20 protein-coding genes are annotated in these 21,349 nt (G+C 61.4%); 17 read left to right on the top strand and 3 right to left on the bottom strand.

Going from position 1 to position 21,349, the window contains the following annotated elements:
- Nucleotides 1-8: 8 nt before the first annotated feature.
- Nucleotides 9-767, bottom strand: coding sequence for a slipin family protein (locus tag ACS4NR_RS22610; protein WP_003220464.1), 759 nt, complete (start codon nucleotides 765-767; stop codon nucleotides 9-11).
- 2 nt (nucleotides 768-769) lie between these two features.
- Complete coding sequence (locus ACS4NR_RS22615) at nucleotides 770-1,321, bottom strand: NfeD family protein (RefSeq protein WP_456018386.1); 552 nt, start codon at nucleotides 1,319-1,321, stop codon at nucleotides 770-772.
- Between the two features lie 154 nt (nucleotides 1,322-1,475).
- Between ACS4NR_RS22615 and ACS4NR_RS22620 the strand changes: the two genes are divergently transcribed.
- The 15 genes from ACS4NR_RS22620 to pgaD all read left to right on the top strand — a co-directional run bounded on the left by ACS4NR_RS22620 (nucleotide 1,476) and on the right by pgaD (nucleotide 17,236).
- Nucleotides 1,476-1,937 carry a YbaK/EbsC family protein gene (locus ACS4NR_RS22620; RefSeq protein ID WP_204894226.1) on the top strand — a complete coding sequence of 154 codons (462 nt, stop codon included), beginning with the start codon at nucleotides 1,476-1,478 and terminating at the stop codon, nucleotides 1,935-1,937.
- A 127-nt stretch (nucleotides 1,938-2,064) separates the two neighbouring features.
- Entirely contained in the window at nucleotides 2,065-2,310 is a 246-nt protein-coding gene (locus tag ACS4NR_RS22625; RefSeq protein WP_095137836.1) for a DUF2789 domain-containing protein, read from the top strand.
- A gap of 93 nt (nucleotides 2,311-2,403) precedes the next feature.
- Nucleotides 2,404-2,649: a type II toxin-antitoxin system Phd/YefM family antitoxin gene (locus ACS4NR_RS22630; RefSeq protein WP_095137837.1), complete on the top strand. Its 246-nt coding sequence runs from the start codon at nucleotides 2,404-2,406 to the stop codon at nucleotides 2,647-2,649.
- A complete protein-coding gene (locus ACS4NR_RS22635) occupies nucleotides 2,639-2,920 on the top strand; it encodes a type II toxin-antitoxin system RelE family toxin (RefSeq protein WP_007961475.1) in 282 nt (93 codons plus the stop codon). The genes ACS4NR_RS22630 and ACS4NR_RS22635 overlap by 11 nt, the downstream gene beginning before the upstream one ends.
- Before the next feature lie 144 nt (nucleotides 2,921-3,064).
- Nucleotides 3,065-3,493, top strand: a complete 429-nt coding sequence (locus ACS4NR_RS22640; RefSeq protein ID WP_456018387.1) for a MarR family winged helix-turn-helix transcriptional regulator — start codon at nucleotides 3,065-3,067, stop codon at nucleotides 3,491-3,493.
- Nucleotides 3,490-5,553 (top strand): FUSC family protein, encoded by a 2,064-nt coding sequence (locus ACS4NR_RS22645; protein WP_456018388.1) that lies wholly within the window; start codon nucleotides 3,490-3,492, stop codon nucleotides 5,551-5,553. The genes ACS4NR_RS22640 and ACS4NR_RS22645 overlap by 4 nt, the downstream gene beginning before the upstream one ends.
- Nucleotides 5,550-5,759 (top strand): DUF1656 domain-containing protein, encoded by a 210-nt coding sequence (locus ACS4NR_RS22650; protein ID WP_047601052.1) that lies wholly within the window; start codon nucleotides 5,550-5,552, stop codon nucleotides 5,757-5,759. Before ACS4NR_RS22645 ends, ACS4NR_RS22650 begins: the two co-directional genes overlap by 4 nt.
- Nucleotides 5,756-6,643: an efflux RND transporter periplasmic adaptor subunit gene (locus ACS4NR_RS22655; RefSeq protein ID WP_456018389.1), complete on the top strand. Its 888-nt coding sequence runs from the start codon at nucleotides 5,756-5,758 to the stop codon at nucleotides 6,641-6,643. The genes ACS4NR_RS22650 and ACS4NR_RS22655 overlap by 4 nt, the downstream gene beginning before the upstream one ends.
- Entirely contained in the window at nucleotides 6,640-8,082 is a 1,443-nt protein-coding gene (locus ACS4NR_RS22660) for an efflux transporter outer membrane subunit (RefSeq protein ID WP_456018390.1), read from the top strand. The genes ACS4NR_RS22655 and ACS4NR_RS22660 overlap by 4 nt, the downstream gene beginning before the upstream one ends.
- Nucleotides 8,083-8,175: 93 nt before the next feature.
- Complete coding sequence (locus ACS4NR_RS22665) at nucleotides 8,176-8,811, top strand: NADH:ubiquinone oxidoreductase subunit N (protein ID WP_115985175.1); 636 nt, start codon at nucleotides 8,176-8,178, stop codon at nucleotides 8,809-8,811.
- 292 nt (nucleotides 8,812-9,103) lie between these two features.
- Nucleotides 9,104-10,609, top strand: a complete 1,506-nt coding sequence (locus ACS4NR_RS22670; RefSeq protein WP_456018391.1) for a YdgA family protein — start codon at nucleotides 9,104-9,106, stop codon at nucleotides 10,607-10,609.
- A 249-nt stretch (nucleotides 10,610-10,858) separates the two neighbouring features.
- Nucleotides 10,859-13,339 carry a poly-beta-1,6 N-acetyl-D-glucosamine export porin PgaA gene (gene pgaA, locus ACS4NR_RS22675; protein WP_456018392.1) on the top strand — a complete coding sequence of 827 codons (2,481 nt, stop codon included), beginning with the start codon at nucleotides 10,859-10,861 and terminating at the stop codon, nucleotides 13,337-13,339.
- Between the two features lie 12 nt (nucleotides 13,340-13,351).
- Nucleotides 13,352-15,349, top strand: coding sequence for a poly-beta-1,6-N-acetyl-D-glucosamine N-deacetylase PgaB (pgaB, locus tag ACS4NR_RS22680; protein ID WP_456018393.1), 1,998 nt, complete (start codon nucleotides 13,352-13,354; stop codon nucleotides 15,347-15,349).
- A gap of 1 nt (nucleotide 15,350) precedes the next feature.
- Complete coding sequence (gene pgaC / locus ACS4NR_RS22685; RefSeq protein ID WP_047601041.1) at nucleotides 15,351-16,706, top strand: poly-beta-1,6-N-acetyl-D-glucosamine synthase; 1,356 nt, start codon at nucleotides 15,351-15,353, stop codon at nucleotides 16,704-16,706.
- Nucleotides 16,703-17,236 (top strand): poly-beta-1,6-N-acetyl-D-glucosamine biosynthesis protein PgaD, encoded by a 534-nt coding sequence (gene pgaD, locus ACS4NR_RS22690; protein ID WP_166496273.1) that lies wholly within the window; start codon nucleotides 16,703-16,705, stop codon nucleotides 17,234-17,236. The genes pgaC and pgaD overlap by 4 nt, the downstream gene beginning before the upstream one ends.
- A gap of 103 nt (nucleotides 17,237-17,339) precedes the next feature.
- Here pgaD and ACS4NR_RS22695 read toward each other — a convergent pair whose 3' ends face one another.
- On the bottom strand, nucleotides 17,340-18,863 hold the full coding sequence (locus ACS4NR_RS22695; RefSeq protein WP_456018394.1) for an FAD-dependent oxidoreductase: 1,524 nt from the start codon (nucleotides 18,861-18,863) through the stop codon (nucleotides 17,340-17,342).
- A 139-nt stretch (nucleotides 18,864-19,002) separates the two neighbouring features.
- Here ACS4NR_RS22695 and ACS4NR_RS22700 point away from each other — a divergent pair, with 139 nt between their 5' ends.
- Together ACS4NR_RS22700 and ACS4NR_RS22705 are read left to right on the top strand one after the other, a co-directional pair.
- Nucleotides 19,003-19,563, top strand: coding sequence for a YbhB/YbcL family Raf kinase inhibitor-like protein (locus ACS4NR_RS22700; RefSeq protein ID WP_253150956.1), 561 nt, complete (start codon nucleotides 19,003-19,005; stop codon nucleotides 19,561-19,563).
- A gap of 88 nt (nucleotides 19,564-19,651) precedes the next feature.
- Nucleotides 19,652-21,337, top strand: a complete 1,686-nt coding sequence (locus ACS4NR_RS22705; protein WP_456018395.1) for a vWA domain-containing protein — start codon at nucleotides 19,652-19,654, stop codon at nucleotides 21,335-21,337.
- The last annotated feature ends 12 nt before the right edge of the window (nucleotides 21,338-21,349 follow it).

The following is a 21,349-nucleotide window of genomic DNA, read 5'->3' on the forward strand; positions in this document are numbered from 1 at the left end:
TCGCGGGCTCAGGATTTGCCCGACAAATCCGCCATCCCCTTGAGCAACTCGATCGGCAACGGAAAGACGATCGTCGAGCTCTTGTCGCCGGCAATCGAACTCAAGGTCTGCATGTAGCGCAACTGCATGGCGCCGGGCTGGCGGCCGAGCATTTCGGCGGCTTGCATGAGTTTTTCCGAAGCCTGCAGTTCGCCTTCGGCGTGGATCACCTTGGCCCGGCGTTCGCGTTCGGCTTCGGCCTGTTTGGCAATCGCACGCACCATCGATTCATTGAGATCAACGTGCTTGATCTCGACGTTGGCCACCTTGATGCCCCAGGCATCGGTCTGAGCGTCGAGCACCTGCTGAATGTCGATGTTCAACTGCTCGCGTTCGGCCAGCAGTTCATCCAGCTCATGTTTGCCGAGCACCGCGCGCAGGGTGGTCTGCGCCAGTTGGCTGGTAGCCGAAAGAAAGTCTTCGACCTGAATGATCGCCTTCTGCGGGTCGAGCACGCGGAAGTACAGCACCGCGTTGACCTTTACCGAGACGTTGTCGCGGGTGATGACATCCTGTGGCGGCACGTCGAGCACCACGGTGCGCAGGTCGACCCGGACCATTTGCTGCACCACCGGAATCAGCAGGATCAGCCCCGGGCCCTTGACCTGCCAGAAGCGCCCGAGCTGGAACACCACGCCGCGCTCGTACTCACGCAGGATGCGGAAGGTCGACCCGGCGAGGGCGATCACCAACAGCAGCAGTGCAACGAAACCGATTTGCAGACCCATGATCACTCTCCGTGTCTCACCGCGTCAGTCGCGGCGACTTTCAGCAATAAGCCATTTCGCCCGACCACGCGCACCGATTGCCCGGCGTGCAGCGGTGTCGTGCTGTGCACTTGCCAATGTTCACCCTGCAATTGCACCCAGCCGTTGCAGGCGTTTTGCGCTTGCACGGTGGTCACCGCCGTCACGCTGCCGACCAGCCCGGCATCGCCGCTGACGGCGTGGCGTGGGCGGGTTTTCAAGGCGCGGACGATCAACGCGATCAGCAGCAGGGCGCTGAGCAGGCCAAGGCCGATGATCATCGGCACCGGCAACTCGGCGTTGCCCAGAATCAGCGCGCCGATGACGAACATGATGATCCCCCCGAGGCCGATCACCCCGTAGTTGGGCAGCGCGGCTTCGGCGATCAGAAAGGCAATCCCGAGGGTGATCAGCCATAGGCCGACCGGATTGACCGCCGTCGGCAGGACATCAGCCGCGAGGGCCGAGCCGCTGGCCAGCAGTATCAGGAAAAACGTGCAACATCGGCTGTTCACGTGACCCTCCGGGAGAGTCATGGGGGTGTTTCCTTAAGTCTAGTTGAGCCTGGCGCTGGATGAATTCTGCTCAATGAGCAGATGTGTCCAGTGAGCGGATTTCCCTTCGCCAACGCCTTGCCGGACTAGACTCAGCAGAACAGGCACAACGTTCAGCGTGACACCGAGGTGCAGCATGCGTATGGCAAAAAAAGTGCAGAGCAGCCTGAATCGGGCGCACTGCGAATATGACGTCGTGGCCCACCGCCACTCGGCCAGCAGCCTCGAAACCGCGCGGGTTTCCGGGGTGCCCGCCGAACGTGTGGCCAAGTCGGTGATCCTCGACGACCACCACGGGCATTACCTGATGGCCGTGCTGCCGGCCAGTCGGCATCTGGACTTGAGTAAAGTGCGCATTCGCGGTGAATGGCAGATCACCCGGGAGAGCAACCTGGCGCACATCTTCGATGACTGCGAACGCGGTGCGGTGCCGCCGCTGGGTGATTCCTATGGCCTGGACATGGTCATCGACCCGCTGCTGACCCGCCAGAAAGACATCTACCTGGAAGCTGGCAACCACAACTACCTGCTGCACATGAGCATGCCCGAGTTTCTGAAAATGGTGCCGCATGCCGAGGTGCGGGAGTTGAGTCATTAAGTTTTGTAGCGCTTTCGCCGGCGCCTTCGCGAGCAAGCTCGCTCCCACAGGTTGATCGCGTTCCCCTGTGGGAGCGGGCTTGCTCGCGAATGATCTCCCACCCACCGCATTCTTGAAGGAGTCCTCCATGGAACAGCCCACCCACAGCCTGCCGTCCCTGTTCAAACAATTGGGACTGGACAACGACCCGACCAGCATCGACCAATTCATCGCCACCCATTCACCACTCAAACCCGAGCTGCACCTGGCGGACGCGTTTTTCTGGAGCAAGAGCCAGGCGGATTTTTTGCGGGATGAGATTCTCGATGATGCGGACTGGGCGGAGGTGGTGGATCAGCTGGATGTGTTGTTGCGCAAGGGGCGGGAGGGATGACTATTTGGCAACCATTTAGCGGCTGATCGTTTTTGCGGTTGTCTGAAAGTTCTAAATAGACCAATATAACGACCTCAATTGAGGTCTTTTATTATGCAAAGTGTTCTTGCCGATATGGCGGTCAGTGTTTCCGAATTGAAGAAAAATCCGTCAGCAGTGTTGAGTGGCGCACATGGTGGTGCTGTTGCTGTGCTGAACCATAATCGCGTCATGGGTTACATGGTGCCAGCCGATGTTTACGAAGCCATGATGGAGCGGCTTGATGATTTGGAACTGGCCGAGATCGTCCGTTCCCGCAGTAATGAAACACCCATTTCGGTAAGCCTGGATGACCTATAAGCTCGAATTTCTGCCATCTGCTCATAAGGAGTGGAACAAGCTGGGTCATACGTTGCGAGATCAATTCAAGAAAAAGCTCGCTGAAAGGTTATCGCTACCAAGGGTATCGGCTGATGCGCTTCATGGAATGCCTGACTGCTACAAAATCAAACTGAAGGCTTCTGGTTACCGTCTGGTCTATCAAGTGATAGATGAGCGAATCGTCGTTTCGGTAGTCGCTGTGGGAAAACGCGAGCGCAGCAGTGTCTATGAGAAAGCCAAAAAACGCTGAGTCGTCCAGACCTCGGCGTTTTTTTCTTCCCTGACAACCTATTTGTTTCAAAACTTGACTGAAATTCCCCGCCAATGCGATATTGATAGTTAGCAAACTAACAGTGTGCATTTTTCCGTGCCGAATTCCCTCGACGCTCTCCAGATGAACATCAGCAGTGCCATGGTGGTGGCCGCCAGGCATTGGCGGAAGATCTGCCAGACCACGCTGGTCAACTATGGAATCTCCGAAGCCTGCGCCGTGCCGTTGTTGATGATCGGGCGGTTGGGCGAGGGTGTGCGTCAGGTGCAGGTGGCGCAGGCAGCCGGGATGGAGAGTCCGTCGCTGGTGCGTCTGCTCGATCAGTTGTGCCACGCCGGCTATGTCTGCCGCACCGCAGATGCGCAGGATCGCCGGGCCAAGTGCCTGAGCCTGACCGACACCGGCCGTGAGCTGGTGCAAGCGGTGGAAAGCGAGCTGGTACGTCTGCGTCATGAAGTGCTCGAAGGCATCGACCAGAGTGATCTGGAGGCTACGCTTCGGGTACTGCGAGCTTTTGAGGCGGCCAATCCGCCTGTGGTGATCAATTCTTGAACGGTTTTTTCTCTGGCATCCCGCCTGCCCGTGACTGGTTCTACGGGGTTCGTACCTTTGCAGCGTCGATGATTGCGCTGTACATCGCCTTGCTCATGCAAATGCCGCGTCCGTATTGGGCGATGGCCACGGTGTACATCGTCTCCAGCCCGTTTCTCGGGCCGACCAGCTCCAAGGCGCTGTACCGCGCCATCGGTACCTTTCTCGGGGCAGCGGCGGCGGTGCTGTTCGTGCCGATGTTCGTGCAGAGTCCCTATGTGCTGGTGGTGGTGATTGCCTTGTGGACGGGGATTTTGCTGTTCCTGTCGCTGCACCTGCGTACCGCCAATAGCTACGCACTGATGCTGGCCGGCTACACCTTGCCGCTGATTGCCTTGCCGACGGTGGATAATCCGCTGGCGGTGTGGGACGTGGCGGAGGCGCGCACCGAAGAGATTTTTCTCGGCATCGCCGTGGCGGCGGTGGTCGGCGCGATGTTCTGGCCGCGTCGCTTGGCGCCGGTGTTCAACGACGCGGTGGGCAAGTGGTTCGCTGACGCCACCACCTACAGCCTGAAGTTTCTCAGCCGCGACGTGCAGCCGGAACAGATCGCCGCGCTGCGCATGGCCATGGTCGCCAATTTCAACAGTCTCGAATTGATGATCGGCCAGTTGCCCCACGAAGGCGCGCGACCGCAAACCGTGCGCAACACCAAGGAACTGCGCGGGCGGATGATCCACCTGTTGCCGGTGATCGACGCTTTGGAAGACTCGCTCTACGCCCTCGAACGGCGCACGCCGGAACTGGTGGAAAAGTTTGCCCCGCTGCTGACCGCGACCCAGCAATGGCTCGGCCATAACGACGCCGATCTTGATCGGTGGCAGGCGCTCAAGGATCAACTTCAGGCCCTGCAGCCAAGCTGCGAGGCGCTGGAAGATCGCAAGCAATTGCTGTTCTCCAACGCGATTTATCGCCTCGGTGAATTCATCGATCTGTGGCAGGACTGCCGCAGTCTGCAGGACGCGATTCTCTGCGAGCGCCAGGACAGCTGGCGTGCGGTTTACCGGCACTGGCGCCTCGGGCGGCTGACGCCGTTTCTCGACCGCGGGATGATGCTGTATTCGGTGGCCTCGACCGTTCTGGCGATCATCGTCGCTTCGGTGCTGTGGATTCTGCTCGGCTGGCCGGACGGTGGCAGCGCGGTGATTCTGGCAGCGGTAGCGTGCAGTTTCTTCGCCTCGATGGACGACCCGGCGCCACAGATCTACCGGTTCTTTTTCTGGACCGGAATGTCGGTGCTGTTCGCCAGTCTCTATCTGTTTCTGATTCTGCCGAACCTGCACGATTTCCCCATGCTGGTACTGGCGTTTGCGGTTCCGTTCATTTGTGTCGGTACCCTGACGGTGCAGCCACGGTTCTTCCTCGGCATGCTCCTGACGCTGGTCAACACCTCGTCGTTCATCAGCATTCAGGGCGCGTACGACGCGGACTTCTTCGCCTTTGTGAACTCCAACCTGGCCGGCCCTCTGGGCCTGTTGTTCGCGTTTATCTGGACCCTGATCGCCCGCCCGTTCGGCGTCGAGCTGGCCGCCAAACGTCTGACCCGCTTCAGCTGGAAAGACATCGTGCGCATGACCGAGCCGGCCAATCTGGCCGAACATCGGCATCTGGGCGTGCAGTTGCTCGATCGTCTGATGCAGCACTTGCCGCGTCTGGCCATGACCGGCCAGGACACCGGGATTGCCATGCGTGAAGTGCGCGTCGGCCTGAACCTGCTCGATCTGCTGGCTTACACGCCACGGGTCAGCGGCGCGCCGAAGGCCCTACTGCAGCAAGTGGTGGCTGAGGTCGGCGAGTATTTCCGCGCGTGTCTGAAGGCCGGCGAACGCTTGCCGGCGCCGAGTCCCTTATTGATGACGATGGACCGCGCGCGCCGCGCCCTCAAAGGCCACGGCGACGAAGAAACCCGGCTAAACCTGTTGCATGCCCTGAGCGGTTTGCGCCTGGCGCTGCTGCCCGGCGTGGAATTCGTCAGCACCAGCGATGCCGAAGAACCGCTGCCCGATGGAGCGCCCCTATGATCGGTGATCTGGATATCAGCGGGATTTTCCTGCCGACCCTGCTGGTGCTGATGGGCATCACCTATGTGTTGTTTCTGCTGGTGCACGGCGTGCTCACGCGTGTGCACTTTTACCGTCTGGTCTGGCACCGGGCATTGTTCAACGTGGCGCTCTACGCCGTGCTGCTGTACGGCGTGGACTCACTCAGTCGATACCTGATGACATGAAAAAACCGTTTCTGACTATCGGTCGCGTGGTCCTGACCCTGCTGATCGTGACTTTTGCCGTCGTCCTCGTCTGGCGCATGGTGATGTATTACATGTTTGCGCCGTGGACCCGCGACGGCCACATCCGTGCCGACATCATCCAGATCGCCCCGGACGTGTCCGGGTTGATCCAGCAGGTCGAGGTCAAGGACAACCAGTTGATCAAACGCGGCCAGGTGCTGTTCAGCATCGACCAGGACCGTTTCAAACTGGCTCTGCGTCAGGCTAAAGCCGCGGTCGCCGATCGCGAAGAAACCCTCGCCCAGGCGCAGCGTGAAGCCAAGCGCAACCGTGGCCTGGGCAACCTGGTGCCGGCCGAACAACTGGAAGAAAGCCAGTCGAAAGTCGCCCGGGCGCAATCGGCGCTGGCCGAAGCGCTGGTGGCGGTGGACAGCGCCCAGCTCAACCTGGATCGTTCGGTGATCCGCAGCCCGGTGGACGGCTACGTCAACGACCGCGCGCCGCGAGTGCAGGAGTTCGTTACCGCAGGGCGACCGGTGTTGTCGGTGGTCGACAGCAACTCGTTCCACATCGACGGCTATTTCGAAGAAACCAAACTCGACGGCATCCATGTCGGGCAGTCGGTGGATATCCGCGTGATCGGCGACAAAGCCAGGCTGCGCGGGCATGTCGAAAGCATCGTCGCCGGTATCGAAGACCGCGACCGCACCAGCGGCAACAACCTGCTGCCGAACGTCAACCCGGCGTTCAGCTGGGTGCGGCTGGCGCAGCGGATTCCGGTGCGCATCGCCTTTGACGAGGTGCCGGAAGACTTCCGCATGATCGCCGGGCGTACCGCCACCGTGTCGATCATCGACGACAAAACGCAGGAGCCCGCGCAATGAACAAGGCCCTGATGATCGCCGGGTTGGGCGTGATGCTCTCGGCCTGTCAGATGGTCGGGCCGGACTATCAGCTGCCCGCTGACGCCGCGATGCAGCGCAAGGACTTTCAGGGCGAACTGGCAGTGGAAGGCAAGCCGGTGGTGTCAGCGCCGGTACCGGCTGACTGGTGGCGGCTGTATAAGGATCCGCGACTGGATCAACTGGTGCAGCAAGCCATGGCGTCCAACACTGATTTGCGCGTGGCGGCGGCGAACCTTCAACGGGCTCGCGCGCAAGTCGATGAGGCCGAAGCGGCGGGTGGCTGGAGCGCAGGCGTGAAGATGGGCGCGCAGCGTTTGCAGGAATCCGGTCAGGCGTTCTTGCTGCCGGAAAAAGTCCCGGTCGACAACGTCGGCGATATTGGCATCAGCGCGTCTTATCAGTTCGATCTGTGGGGCACTCTGCAACGCGGTATCGAAGGCGCGAAGGCTAACGCCGATGCGACGCAAGCGGCGGCTGACACCGCTCGCATCACTTTGGTGGCCGACGTGGTTCGCGCCTACACCCAGGTGTGCGCCGCCAATGAAGAGCGGGAAATCGCCCAGCATTCCCTCGACCTGCAATCGCAGAGCACCACGCTGATCCAGCGTCTGCGCGATGCCGGGCGTGGCGATGAAACCCAGGTCACCCGTTCGCAAACCCAATTCAAGTCGTTGCGCGCCGACCTGCCGCGCTATGAGGCAGCGCGTCAGGCCGGGTTGTTCCGCCTGTCGATGCTGCTGGCCAAACCGGTCGAGCAATTGCCGGCCGGCACCGCCACCTGTGCCGAGTTGCCGAAAATCGCCCAATTGGTGCCGGTGGGTGATGGCGCTGCGCTGCTCAAGCGTCGTCCCGATATCCGTCAGGCGGAACGTCGCTTGGCGGCCTCGACAGCGGGCATCGGCGTCGCCACGGGCGAGCTGTACCCGGACATCAGCATCGGCGCGACCATCGGCACCGTCGGTCTTATTGACGACTTGGGTGATCCATCGACCAATCGCTGGGGTTTCGGCCCGTCGCTGAGCTGGAAAGTGCCGACCAACGGCGCCCGCGCGCGCATCCGTGAAGCCGAAGCATCGGCCCAGGGCGCACTGGCGCATTTCGACGGCGTGGTGCTCAACGCCATCCGCGAAACCCAGACTGGCCTGGCCCAGTACAGCGCGCTGCTGCAACGCCGCGACGCCCTGGCCGATGCCGAGCAATCGGCAAAACTGGCGGCGGACCAGACCCACCGCTTCTTCCAGGCCGGGCGCGAGTCGTTCCTCGCCGACCTGCAGGCGACCCGCACCTACACCGACGTCACCGCGCAACTGGCCGCCGCCAACACCCAGGTCGCCATGAGCCAGATCGATTTGTTCCTCGCCCTTGGTGGCGGTTGGGAAAGCGGACGAACGCAAGCCTCAAGCGCCAGCAAACCCTGAACCCGTTGCTATGCTTTGAAGTGTTGAAAGGGTGCCACGTGCAACGCACCCTTTCAGCGCACATTGCTAGCGCTGGTCTAGGGGAAACCAATAATGAAAAACCCTTACGCTCTCGGCTTCTGGTGCGCCCTGGTAGCGCTGGTGCTGCTATCGGCCACCTATTTCTACGGCATCATGCTGGCCCACCAGATCGACAAGGCCATGGTTTTCCTCGACAGCGCCGTCGCGCTGATTGCAGTGATGGCCATCGTTGTCGTGGCCTGGGCCTCGGTCCAGGTGCAGCGGGTCAAGAAACGCCAACTCGAACAAGGCAAAACCCTGGTGCTGATCTGGGACACCAAAGTCGCCCTGCGCAAGGTCGAAACCGTATTCGACCGTTACTTCTGGGGCAGCTATTGGCAACCGGGACGCACCTTCGCCGAAGTCATGGGCGAACTCACCGGCACCCCGCTGGAAAAAAGCCTCGAAGCGCTGAAGAAGCAGTGTCTGGAACTGGACAAGCAAATCGACAGCGAGGGCTGGCACTGGCTGAACAATGCCCGTGAACTGTCCGACGTCGCGACGGCCATGGCTCGTGAGCGCTATCAACTGGATTTCTGCGATCCCCGGGCCGACGGGCCGGGCGGGGCGGTGATCGATCGGGATTTTGAAGTGCTGGTGTATACCTGGACGGCGCGGTTGAAGAGCTTTGATCATCAACTCGATGAGATCGAGGTTCAGTATTCCTGATCTTCTGGGAATCCAGTGGCCCTATCGCGAGTAGGCTCACTCCTACAGGGGAACGCATTTCAATTGTAGGAGCGAGCCTGCTCGCGATAGCGTCATCAAAAACACTGCAACTCTCCCGGCCTGTCAGCTGTCCACACTCCCCATAGACACTCTTTAACCTTTAAACATTGGGCCGCCTCGCGCTGCCAGTGCTAATCTCCACCGCTAATTTCAGCGGAGTCGAGCCGCAACCCGGTCACGGGTTCAGGGAAGACGACCACACTTTCAGCCACGGACATTGATCAGGTCATTCATGAATAAATCAGCAGGCGTGCTTCTCGGGATTGTTGTTGCCATCGGTGCGATCAGCGCCGGCGGGGCCTGGTACACCGGGACCAAGATTGAAGGCGTGTTGAACAACGCCGTCAGCAACGCCAACAAAGAGCTGCAGACCGCGATGTCCGGCTCCAATGGCACCGCGTCGCTGGAGCTGGTGTCGCTGGAGCGTCACACTTTCACCAGCACCGCGCACTACCGCCTCAAGGGCGAGGGCGAGATGTTCGGCGACCAGCCGGTCGAGCTGCTGTTTGTCGACCACATCGAGCACGGCCCGCTGCCGTTCTCGCGCCTGGTGTCGTTGAAGTGGCTGCCGGTCATGGCCACCAGCAATTACGAGCTGGAAAAGAGCCCGGCCACCGAAAAATGGTTTGCCGCCACCAAGGGCGCCGCGCCGCTTAAGGGCGTGACCAACATCGGCTACGACGAATCCACCACCAGCAGCCTGGAGTTGCTGCCGCTGGAAACCGCGCTGGACGAGCAGTCGAGCCTGAAGTTTTCCGGCCTGACCATGAACATCTCCGCCAGTGCCCAGGCGCAGAAGGTCAAGGCTGACGGCTACATGGACAACCTGAAACTGGTCACCGTGTCGCAGGATCAGGCGCCGGTGCAGGTCGAACTCAGCGGTCTGACCCTGGCCAGCAACCTCGCCAAGAGCAGCTACGGCTACTACACCGGGGAAAACACCCTGGAGCTGACCAACAGCAAAACCACCTTCGGTGCCAAGCAGTCGGTGCTCGGTGTGAAGAACTTCGAAATGAAGAACCTCACCGAAGAGAGCGGCAGCAATGCCTCGGGCCGCGCTGACTACAAGGTGGGTGAAGTCACCCTCAACGACAAGAAAATCGGTTCGGCCAATATGGCCATGAGCCTGAAGAACCTCGACATCCCGTCGACGATGTCGCTGATGCAGATCTACCAGAGCAAATTGCAGCCGTACGAGAAGGAAGCGGCGGCCGCTGCCGAAGCTGGCCTGCCGGCACCGGAACTGAACCTGACCGAAGCCGAGTCGGCACAGGTCAAGGCTGACCTGCAGAAACTGCTGGCCGCCAGTCCGCAGATCGCGCTGGAAAACCTGTCGCTGAAAACCGCCAACGGTGAAAGCCGTGCCAGTCTGGTGATAGACCTGACCAAGCCGCAGTCGATGGATCTGCCGCCGGATCAACTGGGTAAACAGTTAATCGCGCTGCTGGACCTGAATATTCAGGTGTCCAAGCCGATGCTGATCGATCTGCTCAGCGTGCAAGCGCAGCTCGACGGTCAGACTGACGCCAAAGCCATCGTCGACCAGGCCAGCGCCGGTGCCGACATGTTCTCCGGCATGGCGGTGGGTTCGCAGTTGGCGACCGTCGATGGCACCAATGTCGTGACCAAGCTGCATTACGCCGCCAATCAGGTGGAGTTCAACGGCCAGAAAATGACCGTCGAGCAGTTCGTCGGCTTCCTGATGAGCAAGTTCGCTGGCGTCACGCAAGTGCAGTAATACTGCGTACTAAATAGCAACGCCCGGTCTCTGTATCCCGCAGACACCGGGCGTTTTGCTGTCTGGTGTTCGGGTTTTCGTCTGAGCCGGCGCCACGATTCTGAACAATTATTGCGTTCTGGATATTCGACTACGCTTGCATGCAAGACTGCCTGACTAAGCTTGGCTGGGTCTGTTTTGACTCGGTCTCCGTTACGAATGGGCAAGGGGGGCATTGCGACCCGGCTGGCCATGTAAGGATGCTGACGAATGCCGCGTATTGATGTTCCTGTTTTACATCGTGGTTTACGCCCGTTGTTTCGCGTTGCGCTGTGCAGCCAGTTGCTCTGGCCGGCACTGGCGTTTGCCGATACGCCCTACGATCAGATGGTGCGTGATGCCCGTGCCGGGCAGACCACGCCCGCGCTGAATGTGCTGCGCCAGGTGCCGCCGGGGCAGTCGACCACTGGCCAGATCAGCGATCACCTGCAGATCGCCAGTTGGGCCGGCCTCGACGCCGAAGTGGTGCAGGTCTATGAAACCCAGGGCCGTGACCGGATGCTGCCGGTGCAGGCACTGACCGCCACCGCACGCGCCTATCGCAACCTCAAGCGCTGGGAGCAGGCGACCCAGGTCTATAACAAGGCGCTGGCGCTGGAGCCGGACAACGCTGACCTGCAATTGGGGCTGGCCCTGACCCAGGCTGACGCGGGCAAACCCGACGAAGCCGTGACCCGCGCCAAGGCCCTGGTTGCCGCCAAACCCGACGATCCCTCGCGCCGCCTCGCACTGGGCTATGCCCTGAGCCGCGCCGGCAAGCAGTACGACGCACTGTTTGAATACGATCAGGCGTTCATGCGTGCCGGCAGCAAGCCGGACGTTGCCCGTGAATACGTGGTCGCCCTGCAAAAGGCGCGGCTGCCGGAACCGGCGCTGCGTCTGGCCAGTCAACGTCCGGGGCTGATCGACCCGGTGACCTTGCGCCGTCTCGAAGGCGATCTGGCTGCCGAACGGGTGCGTCTGGCCGAACTCGCCACCCGCAGCGAAAAAGAACGCTACGTGATCGCCGACCGCGCGTTGGCCGATTACGACAAATTGCTCGCCACCTGGACCCCGGACGCCAGCGCCCACGATGACGTGATTCGCTGGCGCATCGACCGCATGGGCGCACTCAAGGCCCGGGCGCGCACCGCCGACGTGATCAACGAATACCAGAAGCTGCAAGCCGAAGGCGTGAAGATGCCGACCTACGCCTTGCGCTGGGTGGCGGCGTCGTACCTGGATCAGCGTCAGCCGGAAATCGCCACCGACCTGTATCGCCAGGTGCTGTCGGCACCGGATGCCGATGTCGGTGATCGCCTCGAAGACACCACCGCGTTGTACTACTCGCTGCTGGAAAGTAATCGCGCCGAAGAGGCCCGTAAGGTCGCTGACGATCTGGCCAAGTCGCAGAAACCGCGAGTCGAACTCAAGGGCCTGCCGATCGGCAACCCCAACGATGAATGGATGGACGCGCAGCAACTGGCGGCGCAGGCCGGTACCTACGGTTCCGATCTGCCGCACGGCGAGGAACACCTGCAGACACTGGTCGATCAGGCCCCGGGCAACCTCGGTTTGCGTCTGGCCCAGGCCGATCTGTACCTGGCCCGACAGTGGCCACGCCGTGCCGAAAACCAGCTCAAGGAAACCGAGAGCATGGCCCCCCGCGACATGGGCCTGGAAATCGCCCAGGCGCGCACCGCCATGCAATTGCAGGAATGGCGGCAGATGGATGCGCTGACCGACGATGTGGTGGCGCGCTTCCCGGACAACCGGCAGGTGCAGCGTCTGGCCCGCGAGCGTGAAGTCCATGACATGTCCGAATTGCGCGTCGAAGCCTACGGCGGCAAAGCCAATGGCGGTGGCAGCGGTGATGCCGGCGCGGTCAGTGGCAGTCGCGACTTCGGCATTCAGACTACGTTGTACAGCCCTCCGATCGATGAAGACTGGCGCGTATTTGCCGGTGCGGGTTATGCCACCGGCGACTTCGCCGAAGGTACCGGCCATCACCGTTTTCAACGTGTCGGTCTGGAACGTCGAACCCGCGACATGACGCTTGAAGCCGAAGTTTCCAATCATGATTATGGCTTTGGCGACAAACAGGGCGCACGTCTGGCGATCGCCCGTGACATCAACGACCACTGGCAGTACGGCGGCAGCCTCGAATACCTGTCGGCCGAGACGCCGTTGCGTGCGCTCAACAGCGACATCAAGGCCAACGGCGGCAACGCGTTCATCCGCTGGCGCGCCAACGAGAGCCGCGAGTGGCGGCTGTCGGTCAGCCCGTCGCACTTCAGTGATGGCAACAACCGCCTCGAGGCCTTGCTCACCGGGCGCGAGGGTGTCTACAGCGCGCCGAACGTGCAGGTCGATGCCGGTCTGGAAGTCGGCACCAGCCACAACTCGAAATCCGATGACGTGCCGTACTTCAACCCGAAGTCGGACTTCAGCGTGATGCCGACGGTCAACGTCAACCATGTGCTCTACCACCGCTACGAAACCTCGTGGAGCCAGCAGTTCCAGGCCGGTGCGGGTACGTACAGCCAACGTGATCACGGCACCGGCGGCATGGCGATGCTCGGCTACGGTCAGCGTTATGCCTGGAACGACGTGTTCGAGGTGGGCGGCTTGTTCAGTGTGATCAACCGGCCCTACGACGGTGATCGGGAGACCGATCTGCGTCTGCTCGTCGACCTCACTTTCCGCTTCTAGAAGAGTTTGAAGATGCCTTTGATGACGCGTTTCATCCTTCTGCTGGGAGTGCTGCTGATCAGCGCCTGCGCCCAGCAAGCCCCGGCCTTCGCGCCGCCGTCGCAACGTCCGGTGGCGGCCAATGAAAAACCGTGGCCGAAAAACCACGTGCTGGGCATCGCCTATCACGATGTCGAAGACCGTGACCCCGATCAGGCCGTGGTGGCGGTGCGCACCGAGCGCATGATCGAGCAGCTCGCGTGGCTACGCGAGAACGGCTATCAACCGGTCACCGTCGACCAGATCATGGCCGCGCGCAAGGGCGGCCCGGAACTGCCAGCCAAAGCGATCCTGCTCAGCTTCGACGACGGTTATTCAAGCTTCTATACCCGCGTGTTGCCGGTGCTGCGTGCCTACAACTGGCACGCCTTGCTGGCACCGGTTGGCACCTGGATCGACACCCCGCTCAATCAACCGGTGGATTTTGCCGGTGCACCCCGCGCACGCTCCGACTTCCTGACCTGGGATCAGGTGCGCGAGATTTCGCGATCGGGGCTGGTGGAAATCGCCGCGCACACCGACGCCAACCACAAAGGCGTTCTTGCCAACCCGCAGGGCAACCTGCAGCCGGCGGCGGCGACGCGTCGCTACGATCCGCTCACCAAACGCTACGAATCCGAAGAGGAGTTCCGTGCCCGGATACGCAATGACGTCGCGGCCATCTCGGAAAAAATCCGCAAGGTCACCGGAAAAAAACCGCGTGTCTGGGTCTGGCCGTACGGCACGGCGGACGGCACTTCGCTGACCGTGGTCGGCGAGCAGGGCTACGAAATGGCCCTGACCCTGGACGACGGTCTCGACGCCCTCGACAACCTGATGAGCAGCCCGCGTTTCCTGGTGGCCTCCGATCCTGACGGCGAGCATTTCGCCAACAGCATTGTTGGCGTGCAGTCGGATTTCGCCATGCGTGTGGTGCACGTCGATCTCGACAACGTTTATGACCCGGATCCGGCGCAGCAGGAAATCAACCTCGGCAAGCTGATCCAGCGCATGGCCGACATGGGTGCCAACACTGTGTTCCTGCAGGCTTTCGCTGATCCGAAAGGCGACGGACTGGTGCACTCGCTGTACTTCCCCAACCGTCACCTGCCGGTGCGCGCCGACATCTTTGACCGTGTCGCCTGGCAACTGCGCACTCGGGCGCACGTGAAAGTGTTCGCCTGGATGCCGGTCCTGAGTTTCGGCCTGGATTCGAAGTTGCCGCGTGTCACGCGCTGGGATCCGCAGACCGGCACCACCGCGGTCGATCCGGATCAGTATCGGCGCCTGTCGCCATTCGATCCGCAAGTACGGCGGATCATCGGTGAAATCTACGAAGACGTGGCGCGCCTGACCTCGGTCGACGGCATCCTTTATCACGACGACGCGGTGCTCTCGGACTTCGAAGATGCCAGCCCGGAGGCCTTGAAAGCCTATACGGCGCAGGGTTTGCCGGGTTCGATCGCCGCCCTGCGCGATGATCCGGCGGCGATGCAGCGCTGGACGCGCTTCAAGAGCAAATACTTGATCGATTTCACCAACGAACTGACTGCCAAGGTGCGTGCGATCCGTGGCCCGCAGGTGCTGACCGCACGCAACATCTTCGCCGAACCGGTGCTCAATCCTGAAAGCGAAGCCTGGTTTGCGCAGAACCTCGACGACTTCCTCGTGACCTACGACTGGACGGCGCCGATGGCCATGCCGCTGATGGAAAAACAGACCCAGGCGCAATCCGGCCCGTGGCTCGAACAACTGGTGGCGAAGATCAAACAGCGCCCCGGTGCACTGGATCGCACGGTGTTCGAACTGCAGGCCCGCGACTGGACGAAAAAGGATCAGGCCGACATCGATGGCGCCCAACTGGCGGACTGGATGGGCCGGCTCAAGCGTCAGGGTGCGACCAGTTTCGGTTACTACCCGGACAACTTCCTCGACAACCTGCCGGACCTGAAAACCGTAAGGCCTGCGCTCTCCAACAAATGGAACCCATGACATGCTGGATAGACTGTTAGCCCTGCTTGTTCTGGCGCTCGTCCTCGGCGTGCCGCTGGGGTTGATCTTCCTGGTCACCGGGCAGTTCCTGATGGACTTCGTGTTCTTCTACCCGCTGTTCATGTCCGGTCTGTGGATCGCCGGCGGCCTGTATTTCTGGCTGCACTGGGAACGCCACTGGCCGTGGAAGGACGACACCCTGCCGCCGCCACTGGAAGGCGAGCCGCTGATCTCGATCCTGATCCCTTGCTACAACGAAGGCGAAAACGCTGCCGATACGATTCACGCGGCGCTGGCCCAGCACTACCCGAACATCGAAGTCATTGCGATCAACGACGGCTCCAAGGACAACACCGCCGAAGTGCTCGACCGGCTCGCTCAGGAAGACCCACGCCTGCGCGTGCTGCATCTGGCGGAAAACCAGGGCAAGGCCGTGGCCCTGCGCATGGGCGCGATTGCTGCGCGCAGCGAATATCTGGTGTGCATTGACGGTGATGCGCTGCTGGCGCCGAACACGGCGGCCTATCTGGTGGCGCCGATGCTCGACAACGCGCGGCTTGGCGCAGTGACCGGCAACCCGCGCATCCGCACACGTTCGACCTTGGTCGGGCGGGTGCAGGTCGGCGAGTTCTCGTCGATCATCGGTCTGATCAAGCGTACGCAGCGGGTGTTCGGGCGGATCTTTACCGTGTCCGGGGTGATCGTCGCGTTCCGCCGTACCGCGTTGAACCGGGTCGGCTACTGGAGCCCGGACATGATCACCGAAGACATCGACATCAGCTGGAAGCTGCAACTCGATCACTGGAGCATCTTCTACGAGCCGCGCGCGCTGTGCTGGATCCTGATGCCGGAAACCCTGCGCGGTCTGTGGAAGCAGCGCCTGCGCTGGGCCCAGGGCGGTGCCGAGGTACTGTTCAAGAACATTCGCGGCATCTGGCAGTACCGCCATCGTTATCTGTGGCCGCTGCTGTTCGAATACTGCCTGTCGACCGGGTGGGCCTTCACCTTCCTGCTGTCCGTGATTTTCTGGGGCGTCGGCAAGTTCGTGGTCATGCCGGAGTCGATTGCCGTGCATCACCTGATGCCGCCGGCGTTCACCGGATTGCTGCTGGCGATCGTCTGCCTGGTGCAGTTCGCCGTCAGCATCATTATCGACCGGCGCTACGAACCGGGTCTGGGCAGAACCATGTTCTGGGTGGTCTGGTATCCGATCGCGTTCTGGCTGGTCAGCCTGCTCACCACATTGGTCAGTTTCCCCAAGGTTCTGTTTGGTCAACACCAGAAGCGTGCGCGTTGGGTCAGCCCTGACCGCGGCATCAAGCCGGTCGGCGACGACGAAGAGGAGGTCATCAAATGAAAATCATCCGGACCCGCCAGCGGCCGTTTCTGGTCGTGATCGACGTGATCCTCACGGTCGTGGCCTGGGTCGGCCTGCTATTTCTGCTGATTCGCGGGTTGTGGCCGCTGATCGAGACTCACGCCGGTGGGCCACGCATCGACAGCTCGGCGTTCGACGCCCTCGGCACCTTGCAAATCTACCTGTGGGTAGCGCTGGTCAACGCAGTGATTCTGATTGGTTGGGCGCGCTATCAGCAGCGCAAAAGCAGAAGCTTCGCCCAGCGTCGCTTGCCGGCGCCGGTGGTCGATGACGAAGGGCTGACCAAGAGTTTCCGCCTGTGCGATGACCGTTTGCAGAAGCTGCGCACGCCTGGGGTGATGACCATCCACAACGATCAGGAAGGAGATATCAGCCATGTGGTGCTGAACTTCCGGCCGCTGCAACCAGCGGAGTTGCCACCACCACTGGCGCCGCTGGAGCACCCGCGAGTGATCTTTCTGCACGCCGAGGATGATGACAATCGCAACCCGGTAAATCGCCCCACCTGAGCGACAACTCTCCTGTAGGAGCTGCCGAAGGCTGCGATCTTTTGACTTTGTTTTTGAAGATCAAAAGATCGCAGCCTGCGGCAGCTCCTACATTGTTCAGCATTCAGCTGCGAATCAGCTTCCACGCCTCTTCCATCGCCAACGGTTGTTTCAGCCGTTCGGCCAACATCGCCATGGCCCGCTCTTCCTCGCAAGCCACGGCGGCAACCACTATGCCGTTGTGGCCGAACAGTCCGATAAAGGGCGGATGCTCGGGTTCGCCCTTGAACTCGATTTCATCCCACTGGCTGGCGTGGCCAAGGTAGTCGTAATTCCTGCCGAAGTGCCAGGTCCAGAAAAACGGCACATCCAGATAATGCTCGTCAGCGCCCAACATGTTGGCAGCAGCGATACGCGCATGTTGCTGGGCCAGGCGCCAATGCTCAATGCGCTGCGGCTGGCCGCTCAGGGTGAACGTGGCGATATCGCCAATCGCCCAGAGGCCTTCGCAGACCCGCAGACCGGCATCGACGCGCAGTGATTGGTCTTTCTCCCTTGGCAGCGAAGCGAAGGCTTCTGTCGCTGGGTGCACACCAACCCCAGCCAGCACCAGATCCGCCGAGACGCGCAAACCGTTGTCCAGCAGCACCGCCTCGACCTTGCCGTCACCGGTGATTTCCCGGGCTTCGTGATCAGTGATGAATTTCACCCCATGCTGTTCATGCAGCGCACGGATCGCCTTGCCCACCGCTTCGCCAAATTGCGCGGCAAACGGAATCGCATGGCGGGCGATGACCGTGACGTCGAGGCCGAACTGGCACAGGGCCGAGGCGCATTCGAGGGCGATAAAGCTGTCGCCGATGATCAGCGCCCGCTGCTCGGGTTTGGCCGCGCGCATGATTTGTTCGGCCTGGGCTTTCGAGCGCAGAACAAACACCTGCGGCAGATCGGCGCCGGGCAGTTGCAGCGGATTGGGCTCGCCGCCGGTGGCGAGCACCGCGGCGTCGTAACCAAGGGTCTGGCCATCCTTCAAATGCAGGGTTTTCGTTGGTGCGTCGAGGGCCGAAATTTCGCCTTGCCGGCGTTCGATGCGCTGCTCCTTATAAAAGCTTTCATCGCGCAGCGGCGGGGTTTCCTGCGCCGACATCTCGCCGGCGAGGACAAATTTGCTCAGCACCGTGCGGTCGTAACCGGCATCCGCTTCGCGGTCGAGCATGATGATCCGGCCGCCGAAACCTTTTTCCCGCAGAGCCGCCGCACATGCCGTGCCCGCTGCACCTGCGCCGACAATCACAAAGGTGCGCGGATCGTCGGCCGGAGGCGTGTGCGCGTCCGGCAGCGGTTGATCATCGACCCAGACTTCCTCGCCGCGCAGTTCCAGCGGATAACGCTTGAGACTGTCGAGGGCCGGCGGTTCGCACAACGCGCCATCCTCGGTGCGAAACGCGGCTTTGTGCCAAGGGCAGATCAGGCGTCCGTTGCACAGCGCGCCGTCAGCCAATGGCGCGCCGGCGTGTGGGCATTCGCCTTGAAATGCGCGCAGTTGGCCATTGGCGTGGAGCAGGACAATCTTGAGCTCGCCGATTTCCACTTGCAGGCCACGGTCTTCGGGGACATCGGCGAAACATGCAACACGGTGCAGGCTCATGTTCGAGCTCCTCGCAGGCATTTCTCATACGAGTTTGCGCCGCAGTGCGAGGTTCAGCCAATTGCCACTGCCAAGGTACGAACGGTACAGCTATAGTTTGCAGGCCGACGAAGGCCCAACCGCACAAGGTGCTCCAGGAATGACACGATTGACCTCTCTCAACCCTTGGCTGGCGGCCGTCGCCGTCGCCCTTTGCGTGCAGTTTCCGGCGCAGGCGGCCGAGCGCTTTACCCTCGACATCCCCGGTGTCTCGGACAATCGCCTGTTCACCTCGGCCGCCGCGAGCGATGCGACCGGTTGCGGAGGCAAGAACCAGTCCCCGGCACTGGCCTGGAACGCGGGGCCTGCCGGCACTCTGAGCTACGCGATCGTCATGCACGACCCGGACGGCCAGAAAGGTGCTGGCGTCGATCACTGGATTCACTACGGCATCAAGGCCACTACCCGGCAGATCCCTGCTGGTGTCGGCGCCAAATCCAGTCTCGAAGGCATGGGCGGTACCAACAGCAAAGGCACCACCCATTACATCGGGCCGTGCCCGCCGGTTGGCGACAGCGCGCACCACTACATCATTCAGATCTACGCTCTGGATCTGGCCCCGGACGCCTTGCCCGCCGGCCTGACCCGCGCCGAACTGATGGACAAAATCAAAGGCCACGTACTGCGTAACAGCAGCGTGGTGCGGCGTTATCACCGCTGAAAATATTTTCAGCGGCGTTTAACCCGATCTGAAAGGGCTGCCCGTCTCAGTGGATGAATGGATCACTTTCATCCCGAGGTCAGCCCCCATGTCCCGCTCCCTGCCTTTTCTGCGACCCGTTGCCGTCGGTGTGTTGTTGACCGTCGCCGGTTGCGGCGTGTCTTCCAATCCTGAATCGGCTGCCGTTCCGGCTCCGGCCCAGCCTCAGCCATCGATTCAGCATGAAGCGATCGTTGCCGACAGTGCGCTGGCCAAGCGCAGTGCGCGTCCAGCGCCGGTTGCCAGTTTCGCGGCGATGCCGGCTTCGGAAAGTTATCCACAAGGCTATCGCGACGAGCAGCGCGAGCAATATCAGGCGCTGGCCGACAACCCGATTCACAGCGTGGCCGAGGCCCCGGTCTCGACCTTCAGCGTCGATGTCGATACGGGCGCCTACGCCAACGTCCGGCGTTTGCTCAATCAGGGACGCCTGCCACCGGAAGGTGCGGTGCGACTGGAGGAAATGGTCAATTACTTTCCCTATGACTACGCGCTGCCCAGCGACGGCTCGCCGTTCGGCGTGACCACCGAACTGGCCGTCACCCCGTGGAACCCGCACACCCGCCTGCTGCGGATCGGCATCAGGGCCTCCGATCGGGCTGTGGCCGAACTGGCCCCGGCGAATCTGGTGTTCCTGGTGGATGTGTCCGGTTCGATGGATCGCCGCGAAGGGCTGCCGCTGGTCAAAAGCACGCTGAAACTGTTAGTTGATCAGTTGCGCGAACAGGATCGGGTTTCTCTGGTGGTATATGCCGGCGAATCCCGCGTGGTGCTGGAGCCGACCTCCGGACGCGAGAAAGCGAAAATTCGCACAGCTATCGAGCAATTGACCGCAGGCGGTTCAACTGCTGGCGCGTCGGGTATCGAACTGGCCTATCAAATGGCCCAACAAGCGTTCATCCCCAAAGGCATCAACCGCATCCTGTTGGCCACTGACGGTGACTTCAACGTCGGCATCAGCGACTTCGATAGCCTCAAGCAAGTGGCTGTGGATAAACGCAAAACCGGGATTTCCCTGACCACCCTGGGCTTTGGTGTGGATAACTACAATGAACACTTGATGGAACAACTGGCCGACGCCGGCGACGGCAACTACGCCTACATCGACAACCTGCGCGAGGCGCGCAAAGTGCTGGTGGATCAACTTGGTTCGACCCTGGCGGTGGTGGCGAAAAACGTCAAATTGCAGGTGGAATTCAACCCGGCGCAGGTCCGTGAATATCGCCTGCTCGGCTACGAAAACCGCGCTCTTAAGCGTGAGGATTTCAGCAACGACAAGGTTGATGCCGGGGAAGTCGGCGCAGGACACACGGTTACCGCGCTGTATGAAATTGTTCCGGCAGGTGAGAAGGGCTGGCTGGAACCGCTGCGCTACGGTAAATCGGAGAAGGTGGTTGCTGCGAAGGATGGAGAGTTGGCGATGCTGCGTGTGCGTTATCAACAGCCTGAAGGTGGGAAAAGTCTGCTGATCGAGCGGCCGATTGCCAATCAGGTTGCACCAGCCAGCGAGGATCTGCGTTTCGCGGCGGCGGTGGCGGCGTTTTCCCAGCAGCTCAAGGACGCTCGCTACACTGGCGACTTCGGCCTGAAAGACACCGAAGCACTGGCCCGGGGCGCTCGTGGCGATGACCGTTTCGGTCTGCGCAATGAGTTCGTGCAACTGGTCGAACTGGCGCAGAGCCTGCGCAGCTCAACCGCATCGAATACGCTGCCCACTGAGCGACGGATTGAATAGTGAGTCGTCTGA

It is taken from the genome of Pseudomonas sp. JQ36, from assembly GCF_053851495.1.